A 21880-nucleotide genomic window follows, 5' to 3' on the forward strand; every position below is an offset into this window, starting at 1 on the left:
CGCGAGCTCGGCGAGACGCTCGATCGCCTGCTCGACGGCGGCGTCCACGAGCGTGGGCTGGGTGAACTCGGAACCGCCGTGGACCACGCGGTGCCCCACGATCTCCACCCCGATGTCGTCGGGATGGACCCCGAGTTCGCCGACGAGCTCGAGCACCACCTCGAGTGCCTCGCTGTGGTTCTCGAGGTCGACGGTGCGATCGCGGCGCTCGCCGTCAGAGCCGCGCGTGACATGCACGACCGAATCGGTCTCCCCGATCCGCTCCGCGAGCGAGGTCGCGTAGACCGTGCCCTCGGTGTCGACGATCTGGAGCTTGAGGCTCGAGGAACCGGAATTGATGACGAGCACGCGAGACACGCTTCGTCCCCCTCTCTACTTCTGTCGGGTCTGGGGCCGAGCTCGTGCTTATTTCTGCGCGGCGCCCATGCCTGCGAGGTGCTTACGCCTGAGCCTGCGCTTGAATGGCGGTGATCGCGACCGTGTTGACGATGTCCTCGACGAGCGCGCCGCGGGAGAGGTCGTTGATCGGCTTGTTGAGGCCCTGGAGCACCGGACCGACAGCGACCGCTCCGGCGGTGCGCTGCACTGCCTTGTACGTGTTGTTGCCGGTATTGAGGTCCGGGAAGATGAGCACAGTTGCGTTGCCCGCGACCTCGGAATCCGGCATCTTCTTCGCCGCGACGGTCGCGTCGACGGCCGCGTCGAACTGGATCGGCCCCTCGACCGGATAGTCGAGGCGCTCCTTGGTCACCTCCGAGGCGGCGCGCACCTTCTCGACCTCCTCGCCCGTCCCCGACGTGCCGGTCGAGTACGAGAGCAGCGCGACGCGCGGATCGATGCCGAACTGCTCGGCCGTCTCCGCAGAGGACACGGCGATGTCGACGAGCTGCTCCGAGCTGGGGTCGGGCACCACCGCGCAGTCCGCGAACGCGAGGACGTGGTCGGCGAGGCACATGAAGAACACCGAGGACACCGTGTTGACGCCCGGCTTGGTCTTGATCACCTCGAGCGACGGGCGGATCGTGTGCGCCGTGGTGTGCGCGGCGCCGGAGACCATGCCGTCGGCGAGGCCCTCGAGGACCATCATCGTGCCGAAGTAAGAGATGTCGCGCATGCGCTCGCGCGCCTGCTCGAGAGTGATGCCCTTGTGCGCGCGCAGCTTCGCGTACTTCTTCGCGAAACGCTCTGCGTACTTGCTGTTCTCGGGGTCGAGGATCGCGGTGTCGCCGAGATCGATGCCGAGCTCCTCGGCGCGCGATGCGACCGCGTCGACGTCGCCGAGGATCGTGAGGCGCGCGACATCGCGGCGCACGAGCCGCCCCGCGGCGTGGAGGATCCTGTCGTCGTCTCCCTCGGGAAGCACGATATGACGCCGGTCGGCGCGAGCCTGCTCGAGGAGCCTGTACTCGAACATCTGCGGCGTGACCACGTCGGGGATCTGGACCTGCAGCCGGTCGAGCAGCGCGTCGGTATCGACGTACTTCTCCATGAGCGACAAGGCCGATTCCACCTTGCGGCCCGAGCTCGAATTGATCTTCCCCCGGGTGTGGGCGGCGATCGCGGCCGTCTCGTACGTCCCGTGTTCGGTGGTGACGATCGGCATCGACGGCTTGAGCCCGCGGAGAAGGCGGTCGAGCTCGACGGACGGCTCGACCCCGCCGTTCCACACCATCCCGGCGAGCGAGGGGAAGCCCTCGGCGTTATGGGCGGAGGCCAGCGCGAGAACTGCGTCTGTGCGATCGGCTGGCACGATGACGACCTGACCGTCGCGGAGGCGCTCGAGGATCCTGTCGGCGGTCATCCCGCCGACCATCATGTGCATGGCCTCCCGGTCGAGGAGCGCGGGATCGCCGGCGTAGAGCTCGCCGTCGAGCGCCTCCATGAGTTCGCCCATCGTGGGCGCGACGAGGATCGGGTCTTCGGGCACCGCCCAGACCGGGAGTTCGGTCGCGGAGAGCGCATCGGCGATGTCGTCGAGCCGATCGGCATCGCATCGGTTGGCGACGACGGCGACCGGGTGGGCGTGATGGCCGCGGATCTCCTGCAGCGAGGCCTCGGCGTTGCCGAGGATGTCCTCGGGCTCGCGATTGTCGGACTTGACCACGAGGAGCACGCCTATGCCGAGGTTCGCGGCGATCTGCGCGTTGACATCGAATTCCGGAGGGTAGGCGACGCCCGTGTAGTCCGAGCCGAGTACGACGACGGCGTCGCACTGGTCGGCGACCGCGTGATAGCGCTGCACGATCTCGTCGAGGTGCTCCTCGGGGTTCGAGCGGAAGAGGTCGCCGTAGACGCCGATGCAATCGACGTACGGGATGTCCACGGTGGTGTGCTGCATGAGCATCTCGAGGATCGAGTCGGTCTCGTCCTCCGCGCACGGCGCGATGGGGCGGAACACGCCGACCTTCTGCACGGTGCCCGCGAGGAAGCGGAGGAGGCCGAGGGCGACCGTGGACTTTCCGGTCGCGCCCTCGGAGGCGACGACGAAGACGCTGGCCGCGGTCGCGTCCTCTGCTTTCGCGTGCTTCGCCTTGGACGTGTTCCGGCTCGCGGGCTTCGTCGTGGGCCGGGTGGTGGCCTTGGGCGAGGACTTCCTCGAAGACTTTGCCGATGTCTTGGACGATGCCTTCGTCTTCGGCTTTAACGAAGACTTCGCCTTCGAGGGCTTCGCGGTCGAGTTCTTCTTCGTCTTCGACTCGGAAGAGGCCTTCGCGGAAGCCTTGGCCTCGGCCCTGGATTCGGCCCCTGATTCGGCCTTCGACGGAGACGAGGCCTTCGTGGACTTCTTCTTGCCGGCCTTCGACTTCTTTCCGTCGTTGCTACCGGCGGACTTCGATGTGCTCACCCCACCAGTTTGCCAGCTCGGCCGCACCGGAGTCGGCGCAGGCGGATCGGCCGGGAACCCGAGCCGATCCCGGACCGCCCTCTAGACCACCGATGGCCGGTCGAGGTTCGAGACGTCGGCGCGCTTTGCCTCGAGTCGCTCCATCAGAGCCTCGGCGCCCCTCTCCGCCGCGAGCCGGAGCTCGCCGCCGGTGATGGGCACGGCCTGCAGCCGCGTGAGTACGTACGGCCCGGCGGGAACACCGAAGGCGCCCGGCTCGGAGGCAGGATCGGGATCCGCGGCGGACCCGGCCGCGGGATCGGAGCCGGCGGCGGAACCCGGCGCGGCGCCGTCATCCCCATCCCCCGGCTCGACGTCCCGCAGGACCTCGAGCTCCGGCCACAGGAAGGGCTGGACGAGGAGCACGTGCTCGCAGCGCGCGTTCGGGGCGGCGTGGCGGACCGCATCGGGGATCACCGCCCCGAGCGCCAGGTGGAACGAGCCGTTGGCCGCGGCCAGCGCGCACGCGTCGATCACGTCCGCCGCCTCCCGCGCAGCGGTCCGCGCCGCGAGGACGAATTCGGTCCGCATGGCGCGGCCGTCCTCCGTCGTCAGGTTGGTGGGAAAGGCGCGGACACCCGAAGTCGCGTAAGTGGAGTAGCCGGGAGCGGGGACGCCGTCGGCGACCACCACGTCGCAGTGCCACTCGGCAGTGTCGCCGTTCTCGTCCGGCTCCGTGGTGTGCGGGTAGCGCAGCACGCGCATGCCCTCGACGAGCAGCGGGTCGAGCCCGGTGAGGTCGGAGGGGCCGGAGAGCCCCTCGGATCCGTCGGCTACCACTGGCTCGGCACCTCGAGATCGGCGAACGCCGGGAGCAGGTCCTCGGAGAACTGCTGGAGGAAGCGCCGCTGATCGTGGCCGGGCGCGTGGAAGACGAGGTGATTGAGCCCCGCGGACACGTACGGCTGGAGCTGCTCGAGAACCTCTTCGGGCGTCGAGGCGACGATCCAGCGCTTGGCGACCTGCTCGATGGGCAGCTCGTCCGCGAGCCGCTCCATTTCCACCGAGGAATCGACGGAGTGCTTCTGCTCGGGGGTCAGCGACAGCGGCGCCCAGAAGCGCGTGTTCTCCAGCGCGGCCTCGGGGTCGCGGTCGTACGAGATCTTGATCTCGATCATCCGGTCGATCGCCTCCGGGTCGCGCTCGTTGATCCCCGCGCCTTCCTTGAGCGCCGGCACGAGCTTGTCGGTGTAGAGCTCCATGCCCTTGCCCGAGGTGCAGATGAAGCCGTCGCCGACGCGCCCGGCGTACTTCGCGACTACCGGCCCACCCGCGGCCACGTAGACGGGGATGCCGTCTTCGGGGACGTCGTAGAGGAAGGCGTCCTTGGTCGAGTAGTAATCGCCCTCAAAGCTCGTGGTCTCTCCCGTCCACAGCGCGCGCATGAGCCGCACCGATTCGCGGAGACGTGCGAAGCGCTCCTTGAACTCGGGCCATTCGCCGTCGAAGCCCGTGGCGATCTCGTTGAGCGCCTCGCCCGTCCCTACGCCGAGGAAGATGCGGCCCGGGTAGAGGCAGCCCATCGTGGCGAACGCCTGCGCGATGACCGCCGGGTTGTAGCGGAAGGTCGGTGTGAGGACGGACGTGCCGAGCTGCAGCCGCTCGGTGCGCTCGCCCACCGCCGTCATCCACGCGAGGGAAAACGGTGCGTGCCCACCGTTGTGCCGCCAGGGCTGGAAGTGGTCGGAGACCGTCGCCGAGTCCATTCCGGCCTGCTCGGCGAGCACGGCGATCTCGACGAGCTCGCGCGGGTCGAACTGCTCGGCCGAGGCCTTGAATCCGAACTTCAACGACGAATGCTCTGACATCCGGTGGCCTCCTGGTGTGCCTGTAGTTTGTGGTGGGCTGAGCTGTGCTCTTCCTCTCACCGTATGCCGAATGACGGCGGGCGTGCCACGCGCCCCTGCCCTCCCATTTACGGCGGGCCCTCGGCCGTGGGGCGGGCCGGGATCCCGCGCGCCCGCCGGCGGAACCGCGCTCCCGCACCGGAAGTGATTCGGAGGTGGCGGCCGGGGCGCGGAGCTCGAGGCTTGCGGTTCCGTGCGGCGGGCCGGTGCCCCGTTGGCGAGCTCGGCTCGCGGGCGCTGCGGCCGCGTCGGATTCACACCGCGAGTTCTCGGCTCCCTGGAGGTGTTTTCGCAGGTTCTGCCCAGGATCGAGTCGGTATTCTCGATGCTTGCCGGGCCACCGCCCCAAAGGGGGGAGGCCGCATGTCGGGCTTCCCTACCGGGTCGAGAAATGTAACAATTCGATACCGAAATACCTTCCGTTGGAAAGCCGAGGACGGGACCGCGCGGGAAGCGGAGAAGCTATCGACCAGGGGCACTGAAAGGAGTGCGGATGCGATTTCGACTCGCCGTGTCGACCATCGCCGCGCTCTCCTGTCTGACCTCCGTGGGATTCGCCGCGACCCTCGTCTCTCCCGACGAGCAGAAGTCCGAGACCGAAGCCCAGCTCGCCGGCTCCTCGTGGACCGTGGAGTCCTCTTCCGACTACGGCGCAACCTGGACGTCCCCGCTCGACAAGCTGGGCAATGGCGTTTTCCCCGTGCGTGTGGACCTCGGCGCGCTCGGCGAGCAGAACGTCTATCAGCCGCTCACGCTTCGCAACCAGACCGGCTCGACCACGCCGAGCGTGGTGCGTATCCAATCCGGCGAGCTCTTCTCCGGAGACGCCGAGGCCGCGAAGTCCCTGCAGATCCGCATGGCCTACTCGCCGACCGGCGTGTGCTCCTCCTCGCTGTTCGAGGAGCCCGATGTCGAGCCGATCGTCGGCACCGACGAACCCGGCGCTCTCGATGCACCGTCCAACAACGTGCCGATCACCCTCGGCCCCGGCACGAAGTCCACCGCCGGGCAGCCGGAGACCGTGTGCATCGAGTTCTCCACCAAGCGCAGCCTCGACACTCCGCTCTCCGGAGACCTGACCCTCGCGTGGCCGATCTCCGCGCAGCAGGATCCGAATGCCGATCCGGGCAAGACCGGCACGCCGACTTCCTCGGAGACCGAGACCGTGTCGACCACCGAGTCGGTGGCGCCGACGAGCTCGGGTGCGGGCACAGGCGCCGGCAAGGGATCCGGGGGCTCCGCGCCGACGACGAATTCGGGTGCCGGCTCCGAGTAGCACGCGCCGATACGTTTCGCCCACGTTCCTTTCCCGACCCCCGAGACCACATAGTTTTCACGATTCCGCTTACTGCCGTTAACCCACGGCACCTTTCTGACTGCCAGAATGTGAAACTGCGTTCAGAATCGTTGCGCCCCACGGGAAATTGAGTTTTCGCAGTTCAGGCCACCGGCCTGGGTGGCTATTGGGTTTCCGCAGGGCGGCATCGCGGGGCGGGTTCGTAACTCGCCCCTCGGGCAACATTCCGGACGCAGATGTTCCCGAGATGACAGGGGTATGGCATGCCGATCGACTCCGGCAGATTGATTCCCACCGTGGACTTCTGGGCCTGGCGCACCATGGGCGCCTGCCAGTCGCAGCCGGTGGAGTTGTTCTTCCACTCCGAGGACACGCCGCGGGGCCAGCGGCGGCGCAATGAGCGCGATGCCGCGCGCATCTGCGAGGAGTGCCCGGTGCTGGCGACCTGCAGGGCGCACGCCCTCCGAACGGGCGAGCGCTACGGCGTTTGGGGCGGACTCACCGAGAACCAGCGCCTGCGGATCCTCTCCCACGCTCCCGGCCAGGCCGGCCGGGACCGCATCGCCGAGGAGCTCGCGCACGCCGCGGAGCCCGAGAGGGAGCTCGTCACCGCTGGCGCGCGGCGCCGCTGAGCTGCAAGAGCTGGGATTAGGCCGGGCCCGGCGCGCGGGGCTTCGCGCAGGACCTTTCGCGCTAGACCCGGCTCGCATCCCCGGTCTGGGCCGGGCCTAATCCAGGCCTAATCCAGGCCTAATCCAGGCCTAATCCAGGCCGCGGCGAAGATCGGCGATGAGGTCGTCGACATGCTCGAGGCCCACGGAGAGGCGGAGCAGGTCGTCGCCGAGGCCGATGGCGGCCTTCGCCTCCGGCGCCATCGACTTGTGCGTGCTGGTCGCGGGGTGGGTGATCAGCGACTTCGAATCGCCGAGGTTATTCGAGATGTCGATCACTTCGATGGAGTCGAGGACCTTGTAGCAGGCCTTTTTCTGCGCCTCGGCATCCGCGCCCTCGAGGCCGAAGGTCACGATGGAACCGCCGCCGGACATCTGCGAGGACGCGAGCTCGAACTGCGGGTGCGATTCAAGCTGCGGGTAGGTGACCCACGCGACTGCCGGGTGAGATTCGAGGAAGCGCGCGATCGCCAGCGCGGAATCGGACATGCGCCCGACGCGCAGCGACATCGTCTCGAGGCCCTTGAGAAGGACCCAGGCGTTGAAGGGGCTCATCCCCGGGCCCGTATGCCGCATGAGTTCCTTGACCGGCCCGCCGATGAACTCCGCGGTTCCGCAGATCGCACCACCGAGCACGCGGCCCTGGCCGTCCATGTGCTTGGTCGCCGAGTACACGACCACATCGGCACCGAGCTCGAGCGGACGCTGCAGGAGCGGCGTGGCGAAGACGTTGTCGACCACTACGGACGCGCCGGCAGCGTGCGCCAACTCGGAGACGGCGCGGATGTCGACGATCTCCTGCGTGGGGTTCGAGGGGGTCTCGAAGAACACGGCATCCGTCGGCTGCGACAAAGCCTCTCGCCACTGATCGAGGTCCTTGCCGTCGACGAACACGGTCTCGACGCCCCAGCGGGGAAGGATTTCGTCGCAGATCACGAAGCACGAACCGAAGAGCGAGCGTGAGGCGACGAGGCGAGAGCCCGCAGGCAGCAGCGCGGAGAGTGCGACGAACACCGCGGACATGCCCGAGGCCGTCGCGTACGCGGCCTCGGACCCCTCGAGAGCGGCGAGGCGCTTTTCGAACATGTCGACCGTGGGGTTCGCGTATCGAGAGTAGACGAATCGCTCGATGTCGCCGGAGAACGCGGCCTCGGCGCTGGCCGCATCGGCGTAGACGTAGCCCGAGTTGAGGAACAGCGGCTCGCTGGTCTCCTCGAACCCGGTGCGCTTCTGCCCGGCTCGCACGGCGAGCGTGTCCGGATGGAGGCCCTCCGGCAGTCGATTGTTCTGCATATCTCCCTGATTCCCTTATCGATTAATCTCTGCACATCTTCGCGCGGACGGCGCCGATGTGCACATCCGCCCCGGCTCAACCCTGGCGCCAGGGCAGCCCCGCAACCTTCCAACCGGCCTGCGCGCCCCGGTGCCCTTCGGAGTCGAGAGGCCCCTCGAAGCCACCACTCACGTTGACTGCGGACGCCACTTTCCCCGCGGCGGCCTCCGCCGCACTCTGCGACCTGGCGCCCGACCTGCACAGGAAGTACGCCTTCGACCGCGGGCCGACCCCGGCCTCGTCGAGTTCCGCGAGAAAGCGTTCGTTCTGCTCCCCGTGGACGTCGAGCCACTCGGCATAGACCACGGGGCGCCCGATCGCGCTGGTGTCAGGGACGCCCACCCACGCCCACTCGGCGGTGGTGCGCACGTCGATGAGGACGGCGTCCGGGTCCGAGGCGAGGGCCTCCCAGGTTTCCTGCGGGCTCGCGGTTTCGATCGAAGCAGACATGGGTCCATTACAGCAGGTCCATTTCGTCCTGTCCGATTCTCGGCCGCCGCGCTCATCGGCCGAATCCCGCGAGGGCGCGGCCGATCTCCGCGAGGCTTTCGGTGCCCCGGTCGAAGTAGCCGCCGTGGTCCGGCGCCCCGCCCACGGTCGCCGAGGCGGCCCCGAAACCGCCGCCCGCGGGGTTCGGCCCGTACGTCCCAGTAATCGCCCACCACGGCACCGCGTCCCAGCGCTGCGCCACCGCTCCGACGGACTCGGCGTCTCCACCGTGGGCTCGACCCTCGGCGTCGAGGAGGGACAGGCCGGAGACGCCGTCTGCGCATCCGGCGCCACCGCCGGGGGCATCGGCAGGCGGAGCGACCCCAGGAGAGCCGACGAAGAGCAGGCCGTCGGCGGGGAGGCTCTCGCCGCCGGCCGTGGCCTCGCCGGCGACGATGCCGCCGTAGCTGTACCCGAGCACGTCGAGCTCACCGCCGGTGATGGCGCGGAGCCCTGCCTGGAAATCGCGCAGGGCCGGGGCGCCCTCGCGTGCCGGCGTCTCGTCGAACGCGGCCGAGAGCAGGTCCTGCGGCGCCTCGTAGTCCTGCCACACGACAGCGACGCACGGCTCCGTCCCCGCGGCTTCGTTCGGCCCACGTCCATTGGCGCCCCGGCTGCTACCCGCCGCCGCACACGCGGCCGCCACCCGCTCCGCGGAGACGCCGAGGGATTCGAGGGACGAACCGGTGCCGGGAACGAGGGTGACCACCCTGCCCGCGCGGCCCGGATCTCCCTCGGCCACGGCACCGCGACCATCGGGCCGCAGCGTGAGGACCCGCGCGCCGGGATGGTCGCGGAGATGCCCGGCCAGCGCCGTCAGGCGACGAGAGGCCGAACCGTCCCTGCCCGTTCCGTCCGCACCCAGGGCCGCCGCGACCTCGGCGCGATTGAGCGCGTCGCGAGAGCCTGCGGGCAGCCCGGCGGCATCGGAGAGCTCGGGGTGGCGGGCCGCCCACGCCGCACGCTCGGACGGGCCGAGCCGGTGCCACACGGCGCCGAGGGAGCGGGGATCCTCCGGCAGCGCGGCTGGCACAGCGCCGAGGGGCCCGCGGCCTGCGGAGGCTGCGACGGTCGAGGCGTCGACGGGGCCCTGTTCGAGCGCGCGGATGGAATCGAGCGCGGCGGAGGCGGAGAGCCGCGCGACGAGGGCGGCGTCGGCCGAGGCCACGCGGAGCTGCTGGTCCTCGCCGCCGGGCTCGCCCGCCGTGCCGCCGCTCTGATTGATGTTCTGGTCGGCGACGGCCGCCGAGTCGATGGCCCGCTCGAGCTTGTCCCCCTCTACCGCGAGGACGTCGGCGAGGTAGTCGAGCTCGGCGATCACGGCGTCCATGCGCTCGGCGATCGTGCGGGAGGAGGACAGCGTCGCCTCGGCCGCCGCTCCGCGCCATGCGGCGCGCAGATCGCGGCGGAGCACCGCGAGTTCAATGGCCGCGGAGCCCCAAGCGCGGGCGCTATCGCCCGCAGCGCCCGAAGCGGCGAGGGCGAGGCCGGCGCTCATGCCGCGTGCCTCGTGCCCGGCCCCTCACCAGCCGCTCGAATCGCCTCGCCGAAGCGCTCGTCCTCCGCCGCGAGCGCGGCGACGCGGTTCCGCGCCACCGAGGCCAGCTCCCTCAGCTCGCGGCGCAGCCAGGCGAGGTCCGAGTCGATCCGGATACCGCGGCGATCGAGCGCTGCGGCCGAGGCGTAATCGGCACATGCGCGGGCCAGGCGGTCCATCGCCTCGCTCGCCGGGCTCCGCACTGCGGCCGACTCCATGGCCATCGCGGAGGGCGAAGGCCGCGGGCCGATCGCCCCGGCCCCGCGAACCTCCCCACGCGCGAATTCCGCCAGCGCGTCGATCCGAGCGAGAGCGGCGGAAATAGAGCCCGGCGCCACCGCGAGGTCGGCCTCGAAACACGGGCCAGGCGCACTGGACGGCACTTCTGGATCGGGAAATTCGGAACTGGGCGCGGGCATGGGCGTTCCTTCCGAGGGGATGCGAATCGGCATCTAGCCCGCGCCCGCTCGGTGCGGCCACGGCTGATCATTGCCCTCACGCTAGGGCGCCGCAATCCCTGGAAACCGGTTGTCCACAGCAGAGAAATCCGCCGCGCGCATTATCCACAGCAGCCCGCGGGCACATCGTCGAATGCCGACCACCCGGGCCTCGCATTCCGGCGCTAGCCACCTGGCCCCGGCCGCCCAACACCGGCTTCTCGGCGAACGACCCCAGCGCCTCGTCGGGCCCTATCCCAGCGCCCTGTCCGCCACCGCGCGCGCCCGTTCGCGAGCCTCGAGAATGTCGTCGGCCGTGGCGAGCGCCGCGCCATAGCGCCACGCCGAATGCTCGCTGGAGAGCTCGCAGTTCCACACGGCGGACTCGGCGACGTCGAGCGCGGCGCCCACGTTCTCCACGGGCACGGACGCCTCGAGCACGGAGGTCGCGGCAGGGGACACCATCGTCACCTCGCTGGGCGCGCCCACGATCGCCCGGGCATGCAGCGCCCACTGGTCGAAGAGCTGACTCGACAGGGTCACCACGCCCGTCGCCGACGGCCCGGTCCCCACACCGGCGAAATACACGTCGCCGCGGCGCACGAGCATGCGCACTGCATACACGCCGCGGCCGCCGAGGGCCCTGGCCACGCGCGCGGCAACGGAGCGCGCGGCGTCATACTCGCCTTCCGTCGTCTCCTGGGGTTGCCACGTCTCGCGGACGTACCCCTCGGGGCCGCGCGCGACGCCGATGGGCTCGCAGAAGCGGATCACTGGGCGGCGCTCGCCGGATTCGAAGTACACACCCGCTACGGCGAGCATCACGATCTCTACATCTGCGGAAACCCGCGTCTCGACGACCACGTCGCCGCCTCCGGCCCGCCCGTAGGCGCCGGGGATGTCACCAGCGGAGAGCACGACGCTGCTCTCCCCCGCACCCGCTTCGGCCGGCGAGACGATGCACGGGTAGCCGAGCACGCCGGCGGACTGCTCGACCTCGACCGAGGACCGCGCCATCGCGTAGCGCGCGACCGGCAGGCCGAGTTCCTCGGAGGCGAAGCGGAGCTGGGCGTCGCGGCGCGCGCCAATGTCGATGCCCGCACGCGAGGGCGCGATGGCGATGCCGAACGACTCGACCAGGTCGAGCACGCCCGGGTCCTCGACCGGTCCGATCGGTACCGCTACGTCCGGGCGGAACTCGGCGCAGATGTCCCCGAGCCGATCGAAATCCGGGGCGGCCTCGAGCACCGCGACCGCCACCGCGACGCCAAGCCGGCGCAGCGCGGCGGCCATCTCCTCGGCCTCGTCGGCCCGCCCGAGCACGAGAGCGCGGCGCGGGATGCTCGCGTCGCCGGCGGCGGAAGCGGCGGAGCTGTGCGGAGACTGGGCGGTCATAACCCCCAACGGTATCGGTCCCGGCCGGGTTCCGCCGACACGGCCCGCGCACGGAATAGAACACGTTACAGTCGATCCCGCATCGAACGACCACGGGAGGACATACCGAATGACGACGGACAGCACCCCTACGAGCGGGAACGGCACCCTCGCGGGTCTGCGCGTGGTCGAGCTCGGCGGCATCGGCCCAGGGCCGCACACCGCGATGATGCTCGCCGACATGGGCGCCGACGTGGTCACGGTCCTCCGCCCCGGCGAGACCGAGTCCTCCCGTGACGGCTGGGCGCACATCACCCGGCGCGGCCGCAGGATCGTCGAGCTCAACCTCAAGGATGACGCCGGGCTGGCCGAACTGCTCCGCCTCGTCTCGGTCGCCGACGTCCTGATCGAGGGCTTTCGCCCGGGTGTCACCGAGCGCATGGGCGTCGGGCCCGATGTGTGCCTGGAACGGAATCCGCGCCTCGTGTACGCGCGCATGACCGGCTGGGGTCAGGACGGCCCCTGGGCACAACGCGCGGGTCACGACATCAACTACCTGTCCATCACCGGGCATCTCAATGCGATTGGGCGGGCCGGAGAGGCACCGGTGCCACCACTCAACCTCGGCGCGGATTTCGGCGGCGGCTCGATGTTCTGCATTTCCGGAATCCTCGCCGCGCTCTACAGCCGTAGCGTGACGGGCGCCGGGCAGGTGATCGACGTCGCGATGGTCGACGGCGCGGCGGTGCTCGGTCAGTTCCAGTGGGCCATGCGTGCTCGGGGGCAGTGGAGCGATAAGCGTGGCACGAACATGCTCGACACTGGCTACCCGTTCTACGACACCTACGCGTGCGCCGACGGCGGGTACATGGCGGTGGGCGCTCTCGAGCCTCAGTTCTATGCCGAGTTCGCGCGCCTGCTGGAGATCGACGGGCCCGAGGCTCCGGGCCAGTTCGACTTCGACCGCTGGGGCGAGCTCCGGGAGCTCATCGCCTCGCGCTTCGCCACGAAGTCCCGAGACGACTGGGCGGAGGTCTTCGACGGCACCGATGCGTGCACGACACCGGTGCTCTCGTACACCGAGGCGCTCGCCAATGAGCACAACGTCGCCCGTGGGATCTACACCGAGATCGCCGGCGATGCCGGGCCAGTGCCCGCGCCGCGCTTCTCCGGCACCCCGTCGCCGGTCCCCGCCGCGCCACCGCGCGAGACCGTTGACCCTGCGGGGATCTGGACGTAGCGAGTAAAGAGAACACGAAAGGCGCGGCACCACCTGCGGTGGTGCCGCGCCTTTTTCCGGTCTCGGGTCAGTTCGCCCCGCGATCCGAACCTAGACCGCGCGAACTAGAACGGGAGCTGGAAGGGCAGCTGCACGTCGTTGAACGCGCCGCCGCGGAGGCCCGCGCCGATCGCGAGGGCGGCCGCGACGCCGAGGCCCGCGATGAGCATGCCGCCGGCCTGGACGATATCGCTGCTGAAGAAGTCCTCGAGGCTGTCCTGGCTCACCGAGCCGGAGTTGTCCGTGTCGTCGTCGGTGGCGTCCGTGGCACCGGTCGACGCGGAGGACAGCGAGCCGAGGTCGATGCCCCGGGCCGAGCCTGCCGTCTCCGCACCCGCGACGGGGGCGCCTGCGAACGCGGCAGTTCCGATGGCGCCCGCGGCGAGCACGGCGGCGAGGGAGGTACGGCGGGCGCCGCTGGAACGGGTGTACGAAAGCATCGAGGCCTCCTGGTGAAATGCGCCGCGGCGCTGGGATTATGCGACGGGTTCCGCCGCGCGGATCCCACGCCAATCAATCGGCGGTGGGAGCCGAAACGTTAGCCGCGCAGGAGGGGTGATGTGCATCACCGAAGGGCTGGCGGACCTAGCCCATGCCGAAGCCGGTGGAGCCGCCGCCGACCTGGGTCATCAGGTACGGGATGAGTCCCATGCACCCGGGGGTGATCGCCATGCACCGGATCTCGCCCGGCCCGGGGCCGAAGAGGTAGCGCGGGGAGAGTGAACCGGGATCGCCGAACCCGTCGGCGATCGCCGCCGAGCCCGATTGGATGATGCCCGCGTCGGGAAGCGTCTGGGCCGAGCTCGGTCCGGCGGCGAGCGCGCCGCCGGCCAGCGCCGTCGCGGCGAGGGCGCCGGCAGCGCCAATCCGCGCGGCGAGCATTCCCCGGCTGAGGGCGCGCGGCCGCTCGCGGTTCGATCGCGGCGACGCGATGGAATCGGAAGAGAGGGACGAGGTGGTCGGTTCCGTCTGCATGAGTGGGCTCCTCGGTCGGTCTGTGCCGCGCAGACGCCAGAGGCGCGCGGCGAGTCCTACCCAGTCCATCGAGGAGCTGCGCGGGGCGGTTACCCCGCGCAGCTCACGCCGCCGCGCCTACGGCCCGCCCCACTTCGCACTGGCGGCCTACTCCACTTCGCGGCAGCGGCCCGCCCAGCTCGGGACAGCGTCCCGCGACGCTGACCCCCGACACCGTCCCGCACACCCGCCTAAGCCAGGATGTCCCGGCGCACCACGTTCTGGTCGCGGCCCGGGCCCACCCCGATGTACGACATGTGGCACTTGGCCAGGTCCTCGAGGCGGAGCACGTAGTCCCTCGCCGCGGGCGGGAGGTCCGAGAATTCACGCGCCCCGCTGATGTCCTCTTCCCAGCCGGGCATGGTCTCGTAGATCGGCTCGGCGTGGTGGAACTGCGACTGCGACATGGGCATCTCGTCGAAGCGCTCGCCGTCGATGTCGTACGCCACGCAAATCGGGATCTCCCCGATCCCCGTGAGCACGTCGAGCTTGGTGAGGAAGTAGTCCGTGAAACCGTTGACCCTTGCGGCGTACCTGGCGATCACGGCGTCGTACCAGCCGCAGCGGCGGGTACGCCCTGTGTTGACCCCCACCTCTCCGCCGGTGACCTGCAGGTACTCGCCCCACTTATCGAAGAGCTCCGTGGGGAACGGCCCGGCGCCGACGCGCGTGGTGTATGCCTTGACGATGCCGAGCGAGTGCGTGATCCGTGTGGGACCGATGCCCGAGCCCACGCAGGCACCGCCGGCGGTGGGGTTCGAGGATGTGACGAAGGGGTAGGTGCCGTGGTCCACGTCGAGCATCGTGGCCTGGCCGCCCTCCATGAGCACGGACTTTCCGTCCTCGAGCGCCTCGTTGAGCATGAGTGTCGTGTCCGCGACCATCGGCCGCAGGCGGTCGGCGTAGGAGAGGAAGTAGTCGACCATCTCCTCGACCTCGACCTCGCGGCGGTTGTAGATCTTCACGAGAGTCTGGTTCTTGAGGTAGAGCGCGCCCTCGATCTTCTGGCGCAGGATCGACTCGTCGAACACGTCCTGTACGCGCACGCCGACGCGCGAGACCTTGTCTGCGTAGGCCGGACCGATGCCGCGGCCCGTGGTACCGATCGCGCGCTTGCCGAGGAAGCGCTCGGTGACCTTGTCGAGCGCCTGGTGGTACGGCGCGACGAGGTGCGCGTTCGCGGAGATGCGCAAGCGCGAGGTGTCCGCGCCGCGAGCCTCGAGCCCATCGATCTCGGCGAAGAGCGCCTCGAGGTTGACCACGACGCCGTTGCCGATGACAGGCGTGGCGGTGGGCGAGAGAATGCCCGCGGGGAGCAGCTTGAGCTCGTACTTCTCCCCGCTCACGACCACTGTGTGGCCGGCATTGTTGCCGCCGTTCGGCTTGACCACGTAGTCCACGCGGCCGCCGAGAATATCGGTGGCCTTACCCTTGCCTTCATCGCCCCACTGGGCGCCGATCAACACGATCGCCGGCATAACTTCGCTCACCTCGAAACAGTCGCCCTCCCACCACACCACGACACACAGCCGGCGCGGCGCAGCTCGGGAGACGAAAAACGGTCCGTGCGTGCCATGTGGGCGACGCACCGGGAACCAAGGTTACCGGCCGCGCCCGACAAAACCGACACGGTTGCTTGTGGTGCAGCGCATTTCCGCGCAGTTCCTCGCACGCCGGATCGCCGGGCATAGTGGACGCATGCTCCTGCTCCACTGTGCGGATTCCGACTCCACCGGGAACGATCCGGCCGCGCTCCCGGCCCCGCTCGCCACGGCTGCGGAGGACGGGCGGCTCGTTGTCAGCCGCCTGTCGGCGGTACCCGAGCGCAAGGAGCTCGCCGCGGCGCTCGATTCTTCGCCGGGGCGCGTCATAGTCGTGGGCTCGGATACGGCGCTTTCCGCCGTCATGACCAGGTTGATGCGCACGGAAAACCTGGAACGGGAAGTGGCATTCGTGACGCCGGAGGCCGGACCCGCGACGGCGGTCCACGGCCTGCCGCACAGCGACGAGGCGGCGGTCTTGGCGCTTGAGGGGTCGGCGCGCCCGGCGAACCTGGCGAGGGACGAATCCGGGCAGGCGATCGTCGGCCGGGCGGTGTGGCGTGGCGCCGACCGCGGCGCGCTCGACGGGCAGGTGTACGCGGATTCGCAGCACGTCTTCACGGGCACCACGCTGTTCGTCGAGCTGGTCCCCATGAGCGGCGAGCCGGGCGTGCGCGTCGCCACGGCCGAGAAACACGGGCTGCTGCGGCGCCGGAAGTGGTTCGAGGCGCGCGCCGTGCAAATCGGCACGCCGGGGATCCTCATCGAGCGCGACGGCGTGCTCGCCAAGCGGCCGGTCAAGCGGGCGAGCATGTACAAGCACGTCGAGCCGATGCTGCTCGTGCGGCCGTAGGGCGTCGCGGGAGCCAGTGGTCGCAGTCGGCCGGCCATCGGACGAGGCTCGAGCGCGGCGCGGGAGCCGGCGCACCGGGCAGGCCCGGCCGCGTCAGTCTCGTGTCGCGGCCGCGCGGAAGAGCACGCCGATGGCCGACGCCGCGGAATCGAGCGGTCCGATGTCGCGGCGCGCCCGCGACATCGCCACCGCGCCCTCTAGCAGGCTGAGCGACTGCTCGGCGCGCTCTCGCGCCGACGCCGTGTCGAGCCCGGCGTCCTCGAGTCGCCCAGCGAGCGCGACTTCCCAGCGCCCGAGGTAGTCGGCGGCGACGAGCTGCATCTCGCGCGCGTCCGGGCCGCCGGGCCCGTCGTCAATCGTCGCCGCGAGGAGTGGACAGCCGGCACGAAAATCGGTGGACTCGAGCCTGGCGCGCCAGAAGGCGACGAACGAGTCGAGCGCGTCCGAGGCGCGCGGGGCCTCGCGGATGGAGCGCTCGACGTAGGCGCCCGCGTACCCCACGGCCTCGACGAGGAGTTGGCTGCGGCCGTCCGGGAAGTGGTGATAGACGGACCCGCGCGGCGCTCCGCTCACCGCGAGAACGCGGTCCACCGTCGTACCCGCGACGCCGCCCGTAGAGAGCAGGTCCGCGGCCGTACGCACCATCTTCTCGCGGGTCCCGCCGCGCCGGCGAGCTCCGCGATGCGGCGCGGGTTCAGTCGCAGGTTCTGGCGCGGAACCGTGCCCGTGATCTCCATCTCCCCGACTTGCCATCGGGCACCTCCTCGGAATTATGCTCTAAATCATAGTAGCTCTCGCCGTCTCGGCGCCGTCGATCGGAGAACGTCATGGCCCAGCAGGTTTCGACCTTCAAGAAGCTGATGTCCAGCCCCAAGGCGATGGCCGTGGGCATGAACCTGTGGCCGCCTTATCTCGCCGCCGGCGTGCGCGTAGAAGAGATCTCCAGCGACTACACCTACGCCCGCGTTCGCCTCGCGAAGCACCCGTGGAACACGAACTATGTGGGCACTGCGTTCGGCGGTTCGCTGTTCTCCATGTCCGATCCGTTCTGGATGTTCCTCACCATGCAGCAGCTCGGCTCGGAGTACGTCGTGTGGGACGTGGCGGGCGAGATCGCATTCAAGAAGCCCGGCACGGGCACCGTGCGAGGGGAATTCCGCGTCTCTCCCGAAGACATCGCGGAGATCCGGGAGCAGGCAGCCGACGGCTCGAAGGTCCTGCGCTGGTTCGAGACCGACCTAGTGTCGGAGGACGGCGAGACCATCGCCACCGTGCGTAAACAGGTGTACGTCCGGCTCAAACGGCGCTAAGGGTTCGTCGGCCGAGCGTTTCGGGGTTCGCACGAAGTTGTGCGAGTACCCACGAAGTTAGGAGTTCGTGGGTACATACGGAACTTCGTGGGTACTTCTCGTCGGCCGCCGAGCGGGCAACGGGCGGGTCCAGTGGGACACCAGGGATGCCAGCTCCATGGCGCTCACACGCACCCCCTACTTCTCCCCGAGGAACTCTTCTGGCAACTCCTCGACCACCTTGGACGGCAGCGCCGCCGCCGAGGCCTCCTTCGCAGAACTCCAGCTCTCCCCGCTCGACTCTTCGAGGGGCGTAGGAGTAACGGCGGGCTTCGAGACCGTCTGGGGAAGCGTGGCCAGCGCCGAGATCTTGGACAGGCCCGCCACCTGCAACATGTCCACGAGGATCGAGCGCATCTGCCCGAGGACGACGGTCTCGGTGATCCCGCCCTCCGAGACGAGCTCACGCTGCAGACCCGCCGCGACCATGCGGAGCTGGCGCGTGAGAGTCACCTGGTCCGGGGCTCCCGGCGTGCGGGCAACGAAACGCAGCAACTCCTCGAGACCGTCGGCGAGGTGGTCGATGAGGTTGACTAGTTTGGGATGTACCACGACGGAGTCCTCGACCGCCGTCGCGGCACGTCGCGCGAGCACTCGGATATTGCGCACCCCGTTGTCCAAGGGATAGAGGATCCGCTCGATTTCCGCGAGCTCGTCCTTCCGGCGCCGGTAGAACGGCGAGATCCGCACGACCTCGGCGCCGCCCTTGACCTGCTGGGTCAGCGAATCGATCGCCGCCTGCGTGTCGCGAGCGGCCTGGAGGGCATCGCCGATGCGCTCGGCATCGTGGTTCTCGAGCCCCTCCGCCACCTCTCGGAGCACCGAAGAAGAGACGCCGAGGAGGGAGGCCGCCTCCCGCCGAGCCCGCTTGATCGGGTGGACGGGAACGAGCGCAAGAAGAATCAGCGCGATTACACCGCCGATGAACGCGTCGATCATGCGCTCATACGCGAGCGAACTCCCCGGCGGCAGGAGCGTGGCGACGAGCACGCTCGATGTCGCCACCTGCCCCGAGAAGATGAGCCCCTTGTCGAGGAAGACCGCGATGAGCTGCCCGGCGATCACCACGAAGGCAATCTGCCACGGGCCCGAGCCGATCGCCGAGATCACGAGATCGCCCAGACCGATACCGATCACTGCGCCGATGATCAGCTCGAAGCCGCGCCGCAGTCGCGGTCCCATGACCACTCCGAGCGCGATGGTCGCCGCGATGGGCGCGAAGAACGGCCGCTCGTGGCCGAGCAGGTCCTTCGCGATAAACCACGCGATGGCCGCGCCGATGCCGCACTGGAGGCTGGGCACCAGCGCGTACGCCACTCGCCGAACGCGCTCCCGGATACTCTCCGGGAGCCTCGCGTAGAAGCTATAGGCGCCTTGGTCTACTCGCTCACGCCAGGCCGAGAGCCGTGGTGGCGTGCGGATCGCACTCATTCAGCAACTCCAAGCAGCGCTCGTATTCGTCAACCTCATCGATGGTCTGTGCCGCGCGGGTGAGCGCCGCGACGCAGCGGAGGAAGCCCTGATTCGGCTCGTGGTCGAAGGGCACCGGGCCGAAGCCCTTCCACCCGTTCTTGCGGAGCTGGTCGAGGCCGCGGTGGTAGCCGGTGCGTGCGAACGCGTAGGCGGCGATGGTGTCGCCGTCCTCAAGCGCGGCCTCCGCGAGCGCCGCCCATGCGATCGAGGCCGTCGGACTCTCCGCCGCGATCTTGCGCGGGTCCTCCCCGCCTGCGATGCCCTCCTCGGCCTCCGGGTCTCCCGGAAGGCGGACGGGTTGCGGGCCGAGCAAATCACCGAAAGAAGTCATGACGCCGATCTTAGGCGGCACTCCGCCCACGAGGCACCCGCACGTTTTCCGTCTCACGCCGCAAGTCATCCCCGAACGGGTGCCTCTCAGATGAAATACAGGTGAAATATGGGACGAACGTCCATATCCAGGTGGACTTTCCTCTTCCGCCACGTGTTGAATGATGTTCCGTGAACTCCCGTGACCTGCCCCGATACACGCACTTCGGCGCCTCTGCCCAGGGTGCCCCCGCCACCGGCGCCGCCCCGCGCCGCCGGACCGTCCTCAAGGCGGGCGCCCTCGGCGCCGCCGCCACAGGAACCGCTTATGCACTCGGCTCGTCCGCGATCCCCGCGGCCGCCGCAGAGGACGGTTCCGGGGCGGGCTCCGGGGTCTTCCGCCACGGCGTCGCCTCCGGCGATCCGCTGGCGGACCGCGTGATGATCTGGACCCGCGTGACCCCCTCCCCCGACGCCACCCCGGGATCCGGGCTCGGCGCGCCGACCCCGGTTGAATGGGAGATGGCGCGAGACGAGAACTTCGGCGACGTGGTGGCCGCGGGCTCCGTCGTCACCAGCCCGGACAGCGACCACACGGTAAACCTCGACGCGACCGGCCTCGCGCCCGACTCCTGGTACTTCTTCCGGTTCCGCGCGGCGGGCCAGGTCTCGCCGGTGGGCCGCACGCGCACCGCGCCCGCTGCGGGGGCCGCCACGGGACGCGCCCGCTTCGGCGTGGTGTCGTGTTCGAACTGGGAGGCCGGCTACTTTGCCGCCTACCGCCATCTCGCAGCCCGCGGCGATCTCGACGCGGTCATCGAGCTCGGCGACTACATCTACGAGTACGGCGCCGGCCAGTACGGCGGCCTCGACGGTTCGGTGCGCACGCACGAGCCCGCGTGGGACATCGTCTCTCTCGCCGACTACCGCCAGCGCCTCGCCCAATATCGCACCGATCCCGACCTCCAGGCGCTGCACGCGCGCGTGCCGTGGATCTGCACGTGGGACGACCACGAGGTCGCGAACGACGCGTGGGCGAACGGCGCCGAGAACCACCGTCCCGAGGAGGGCTCGTACTCCGACCGCAAGCGCAACAGCTCGCAGGCGTACTTCGAGTGGCTCCCTGTGCGCCCGCAGAACCTCCGCGACGGCGGCCAGATGTACCGCCGCCTCGGCTGGGGTTCGCTCGCCGAGATCAACATGCTCGACTTGCGCTCCTACCGTGACGAGCAGGCGAAGTTCTACCAGGGCAAGGCCATCGATGATCCGGGCCGCACGATGACCGGCGCGGCGCAGTTCGACTGGCTCACCGCTGGGCTCAAGTCCTCGACTGCTCGCTGGAACCTCGTGGGCAACTCGGTGATGATCACCCCGGTTCTCCTCCCACCGCTCGATCCGCGGGTCACCAAAGGGCTCACCGACCTCATGGGCCTGCCGGAGGACGGCGTCCCATACAACGCAGACCAGTGGGACGGCTACTCCGCCGAGCGACGCCGCCTCTTCGACACGATCCACGACGACGGGCTCTCGAACTGTGTGTTCCTCACCGGCGACATCCACACCTCGTGGGCGTGTGATCTGCCGTGGCACGCGGGCACCCCGACGGACGGGCTCGTCGGTGCCGAGTTCGTCGTCCCGTCGGTCACGTCGGCGAACATCAACGAATCACTGAAGATGCCCGAGGGCAATCCGCTGTCGCTCGCCGCCCAGGACGCCTTGCCTTCCGTCAACCACCACGTGCGCTTCGTCGACCTCGACCGCCACGGCTTTGGCGTCTTCGAGATCACCGAGGGCTACGCGCACATGGACTACTTCGCGCTCAACAACGTCGAGGCCCAGGACAGCGCCCACTACCGCATCGCGAGCTGGCGCAAGCCGTACGGCCCCGGACCGATCGAGGCCGCTGGGCCGCTGTCGTAGCGCTCGATTAGCGATGCCCCCGCGCTTCCCTAGCGCGGGCCTAGGCCGGTGTGGGCGGCACAGAGGAGGGTGCGCCCGCGCGTCGGGGCTCCTCCCCTATGACGGCGGACGTCCGCGTCTTCGGGGCTGCCGGACCCGCCGTGTAGCGTGACGCATCAGTCGCGCATCCCGGCGGACTCGATGTAGGCAGCGATACCGGCAACGGTATTGATATCGATTCCACCGGGATGCTCACCGCGAAAGGACGAGCCAGATGACGACGCCCCAGCAGCC

At 69.5% G+C, this 21880-nt stretch carries 20 protein-coding genes and 1 pseudogene; 6 read left to right on the forward strand and 15 right to left on the reverse strand.

Translation table 11 applies throughout. The features are described from left to right. The 4 genes and pseudogenes from V7E05_RS07580 to fgd form a co-directional block, all read right to left on the reverse strand. Positions 1–357 (reverse strand): annotated as a pseudogene (locus tag V7E05_RS07580) (acetate kinase); the annotation flags it as partial. Between the two features lie 82 nt (positions 358–439). Beyond that, positions 440–2845 (reverse strand): phosphate acetyltransferase, encoded by a 2406-nt coding sequence (gene pta / locus V7E05_RS07585; protein ID WP_333619062.1) that lies wholly within the window; start codon positions 2843–2845, stop codon positions 440–442. A gap of 81 nt (positions 2846–2926) precedes the next feature. Further along, a complete protein-coding gene (locus V7E05_RS07590; protein WP_333619063.1) occupies positions 2927–3664 on the reverse strand; it encodes a suppressor of fused domain protein in 738 nt (245 codons plus the stop codon). Then, positions 3658–4692, reverse strand: a complete 1035-nt coding sequence (gene fgd / locus V7E05_RS07595; RefSeq protein ID WP_333619064.1) for a glucose-6-phosphate dehydrogenase (coenzyme-F420) — start codon at positions 4690–4692, stop codon at positions 3658–3660. The genes V7E05_RS07590 and fgd overlap by 7 nt, the downstream gene beginning before the upstream one ends. A gap of 532 nt (positions 4693–5224) precedes the next feature. Between fgd and V7E05_RS07600 the strand changes: the two genes are divergently transcribed. Further along, positions 5225–6007: a hypothetical protein gene (locus V7E05_RS07600; protein ID WP_333619065.1), complete on the forward strand. Its 783-nt coding sequence runs from the start codon at positions 5225–5227 to the stop codon at positions 6005–6007. Between the two features lie 284 nt (positions 6008–6291). Next, complete coding sequence (locus V7E05_RS07605; RefSeq protein WP_333619066.1) at positions 6292–6660, forward strand: WhiB family transcriptional regulator; 369 nt, start codon at positions 6292–6294, stop codon at positions 6658–6660. Positions 6661–6789: 129 nt separating this feature from the next. On the opposite strand, the gene V7E05_RS07610 is transcribed toward V7E05_RS07605, so the two are convergent. From V7E05_RS07610 to V7E05_RS07630, 5 genes are all read right to left on the reverse strand, one after another. Next, positions 6790–7992 (reverse strand): O-succinylhomoserine sulfhydrylase, encoded by a 1203-nt coding sequence (locus V7E05_RS07610; RefSeq protein ID WP_333619067.1) that lies wholly within the window; start codon positions 7990–7992, stop codon positions 6790–6792. Between the two features lie 76 nt (positions 7993–8068). Then, entirely contained in the window at positions 8069–8482 is a 414-nt protein-coding gene (locus tag V7E05_RS07615) for a rhodanese-like domain-containing protein (protein WP_333619068.1), read from the reverse strand. Positions 8483–8534: 52 nt separating this feature from the next. After that, positions 8535–10019: an alpha/beta hydrolase gene (locus V7E05_RS07620; RefSeq protein ID WP_333619069.1), complete on the reverse strand. Its 1485-nt coding sequence runs from the start codon at positions 10017–10019 to the stop codon at positions 8535–8537. Further along, positions 10016–10477: a hypothetical protein gene (locus V7E05_RS07625; protein WP_333619070.1), complete on the reverse strand. Its 462-nt coding sequence runs from the start codon at positions 10475–10477 to the stop codon at positions 10016–10018. The genes V7E05_RS07620 and V7E05_RS07625 overlap by 4 nt, the downstream gene beginning before the upstream one ends. Positions 10478–10747: 270 nt before the next feature. Beyond that, positions 10748–11890, reverse strand: a complete 1143-nt coding sequence (locus V7E05_RS07630; RefSeq protein WP_333619071.1) for an ATP-grasp domain-containing protein — start codon at positions 11888–11890, stop codon at positions 10748–10750. Positions 11891–11999: 109 nt separating this feature from the next. Between V7E05_RS07630 and V7E05_RS07635 the strand changes: the two genes are divergently transcribed. After that, positions 12000–13109 carry a CaiB/BaiF CoA transferase family protein gene (locus tag V7E05_RS07635; RefSeq protein WP_333619072.1) on the forward strand — a complete coding sequence of 370 codons (1110 nt, stop codon included), beginning with the start codon at positions 12000–12002 and terminating at the stop codon, positions 13107–13109. 104 nt (positions 13110–13213) lie between these two features. On the opposite strand, the gene V7E05_RS07640 is transcribed toward V7E05_RS07635, so the two are convergent. The 3 genes from V7E05_RS07640 to V7E05_RS07650 all read right to left on the reverse strand — a co-directional run bounded on the left by V7E05_RS07640 (position 13214) and on the right by V7E05_RS07650 (position 15640). Continuing rightward, positions 13214–13588 (reverse strand): hypothetical protein, encoded by a 375-nt coding sequence (locus V7E05_RS07640; RefSeq protein WP_333619073.1) that lies wholly within the window; start codon positions 13586–13588, stop codon positions 13214–13216. 145 nt (positions 13589–13733) lie between these two features. After that, positions 13734–14123, reverse strand: a complete 390-nt coding sequence (locus V7E05_RS07645; RefSeq protein ID WP_333619074.1) for a hypothetical protein — start codon at positions 14121–14123, stop codon at positions 13734–13736. A 230-nt stretch (positions 14124–14353) separates the two neighbouring features. Beyond that, positions 14354–15640, reverse strand: a complete 1287-nt coding sequence (locus V7E05_RS07650; RefSeq protein ID WP_333619081.1) for an adenylosuccinate synthase — start codon at positions 15638–15640, stop codon at positions 14354–14356. A gap of 163 nt (positions 15641–15803) precedes the next feature. On the opposite strand from V7E05_RS07650, the gene V7E05_RS07655 reads away from it, so the two are divergent. Then, positions 15804–16556, forward strand: coding sequence for a hypothetical protein (locus V7E05_RS07655; protein ID WP_333619075.1), 753 nt, complete (start codon positions 15804–15806; stop codon positions 16554–16556). A gap of 93 nt (positions 16557–16649) precedes the next feature. Here the strand turns inward: V7E05_RS07655 and V7E05_RS07660 are convergent, their stop codons facing one another. Beyond that, positions 16650–17201, reverse strand: coding sequence for a TetR/AcrR family transcriptional regulator (locus V7E05_RS07660; RefSeq protein WP_333619076.1), 552 nt, complete (start codon positions 17199–17201; stop codon positions 16650–16652). Between the two features lie 182 nt (positions 17202–17383). Between V7E05_RS07660 and V7E05_RS07665 the strand changes: the two genes are divergently transcribed. After that, complete coding sequence (locus V7E05_RS07665) at positions 17384–17866, forward strand: DUF4442 domain-containing protein (RefSeq protein WP_333619077.1); 483 nt, start codon at positions 17384–17386, stop codon at positions 17864–17866. A gap of 177 nt (positions 17867–18043) precedes the next feature. Here V7E05_RS07665 and V7E05_RS07670 read toward each other — a convergent pair whose 3' ends face one another. Beyond that, positions 18044–19207 carry an FUSC family protein gene (locus V7E05_RS07670; protein WP_333619078.1) on the reverse strand — a complete coding sequence of 388 codons (1164 nt, stop codon included), beginning with the start codon at positions 19205–19207 and terminating at the stop codon, positions 18044–18046. Positions 19208–19292: 85 nt separating this feature from the next. Next, positions 19293–19709 carry a DUF3151 domain-containing protein gene (locus tag V7E05_RS07675; protein ID WP_333619079.1) on the reverse strand — a complete coding sequence of 139 codons (417 nt, stop codon included), beginning with the start codon at positions 19707–19709 and terminating at the stop codon, positions 19293–19295. Positions 19710–19879: 170 nt separating this feature from the next. On the opposite strand from V7E05_RS07675, the gene V7E05_RS07680 reads away from it, so the two are divergent. After that, positions 19880–21607 (forward strand): alkaline phosphatase D family protein, encoded by a 1728-nt coding sequence (locus V7E05_RS07680; RefSeq protein WP_333619080.1) that lies wholly within the window; start codon positions 19880–19882, stop codon positions 21605–21607. Positions 21608–21880 lie beyond the last annotated feature (273 nt).

This window comes from Dietzia sp. (assembly GCF_036741115.1).
In the GTDB taxonomy this organism is placed as follows: Bacteria; Actinomycetota; Actinomycetes; order Mycobacteriales; family Mycobacteriaceae; genus Dietzia.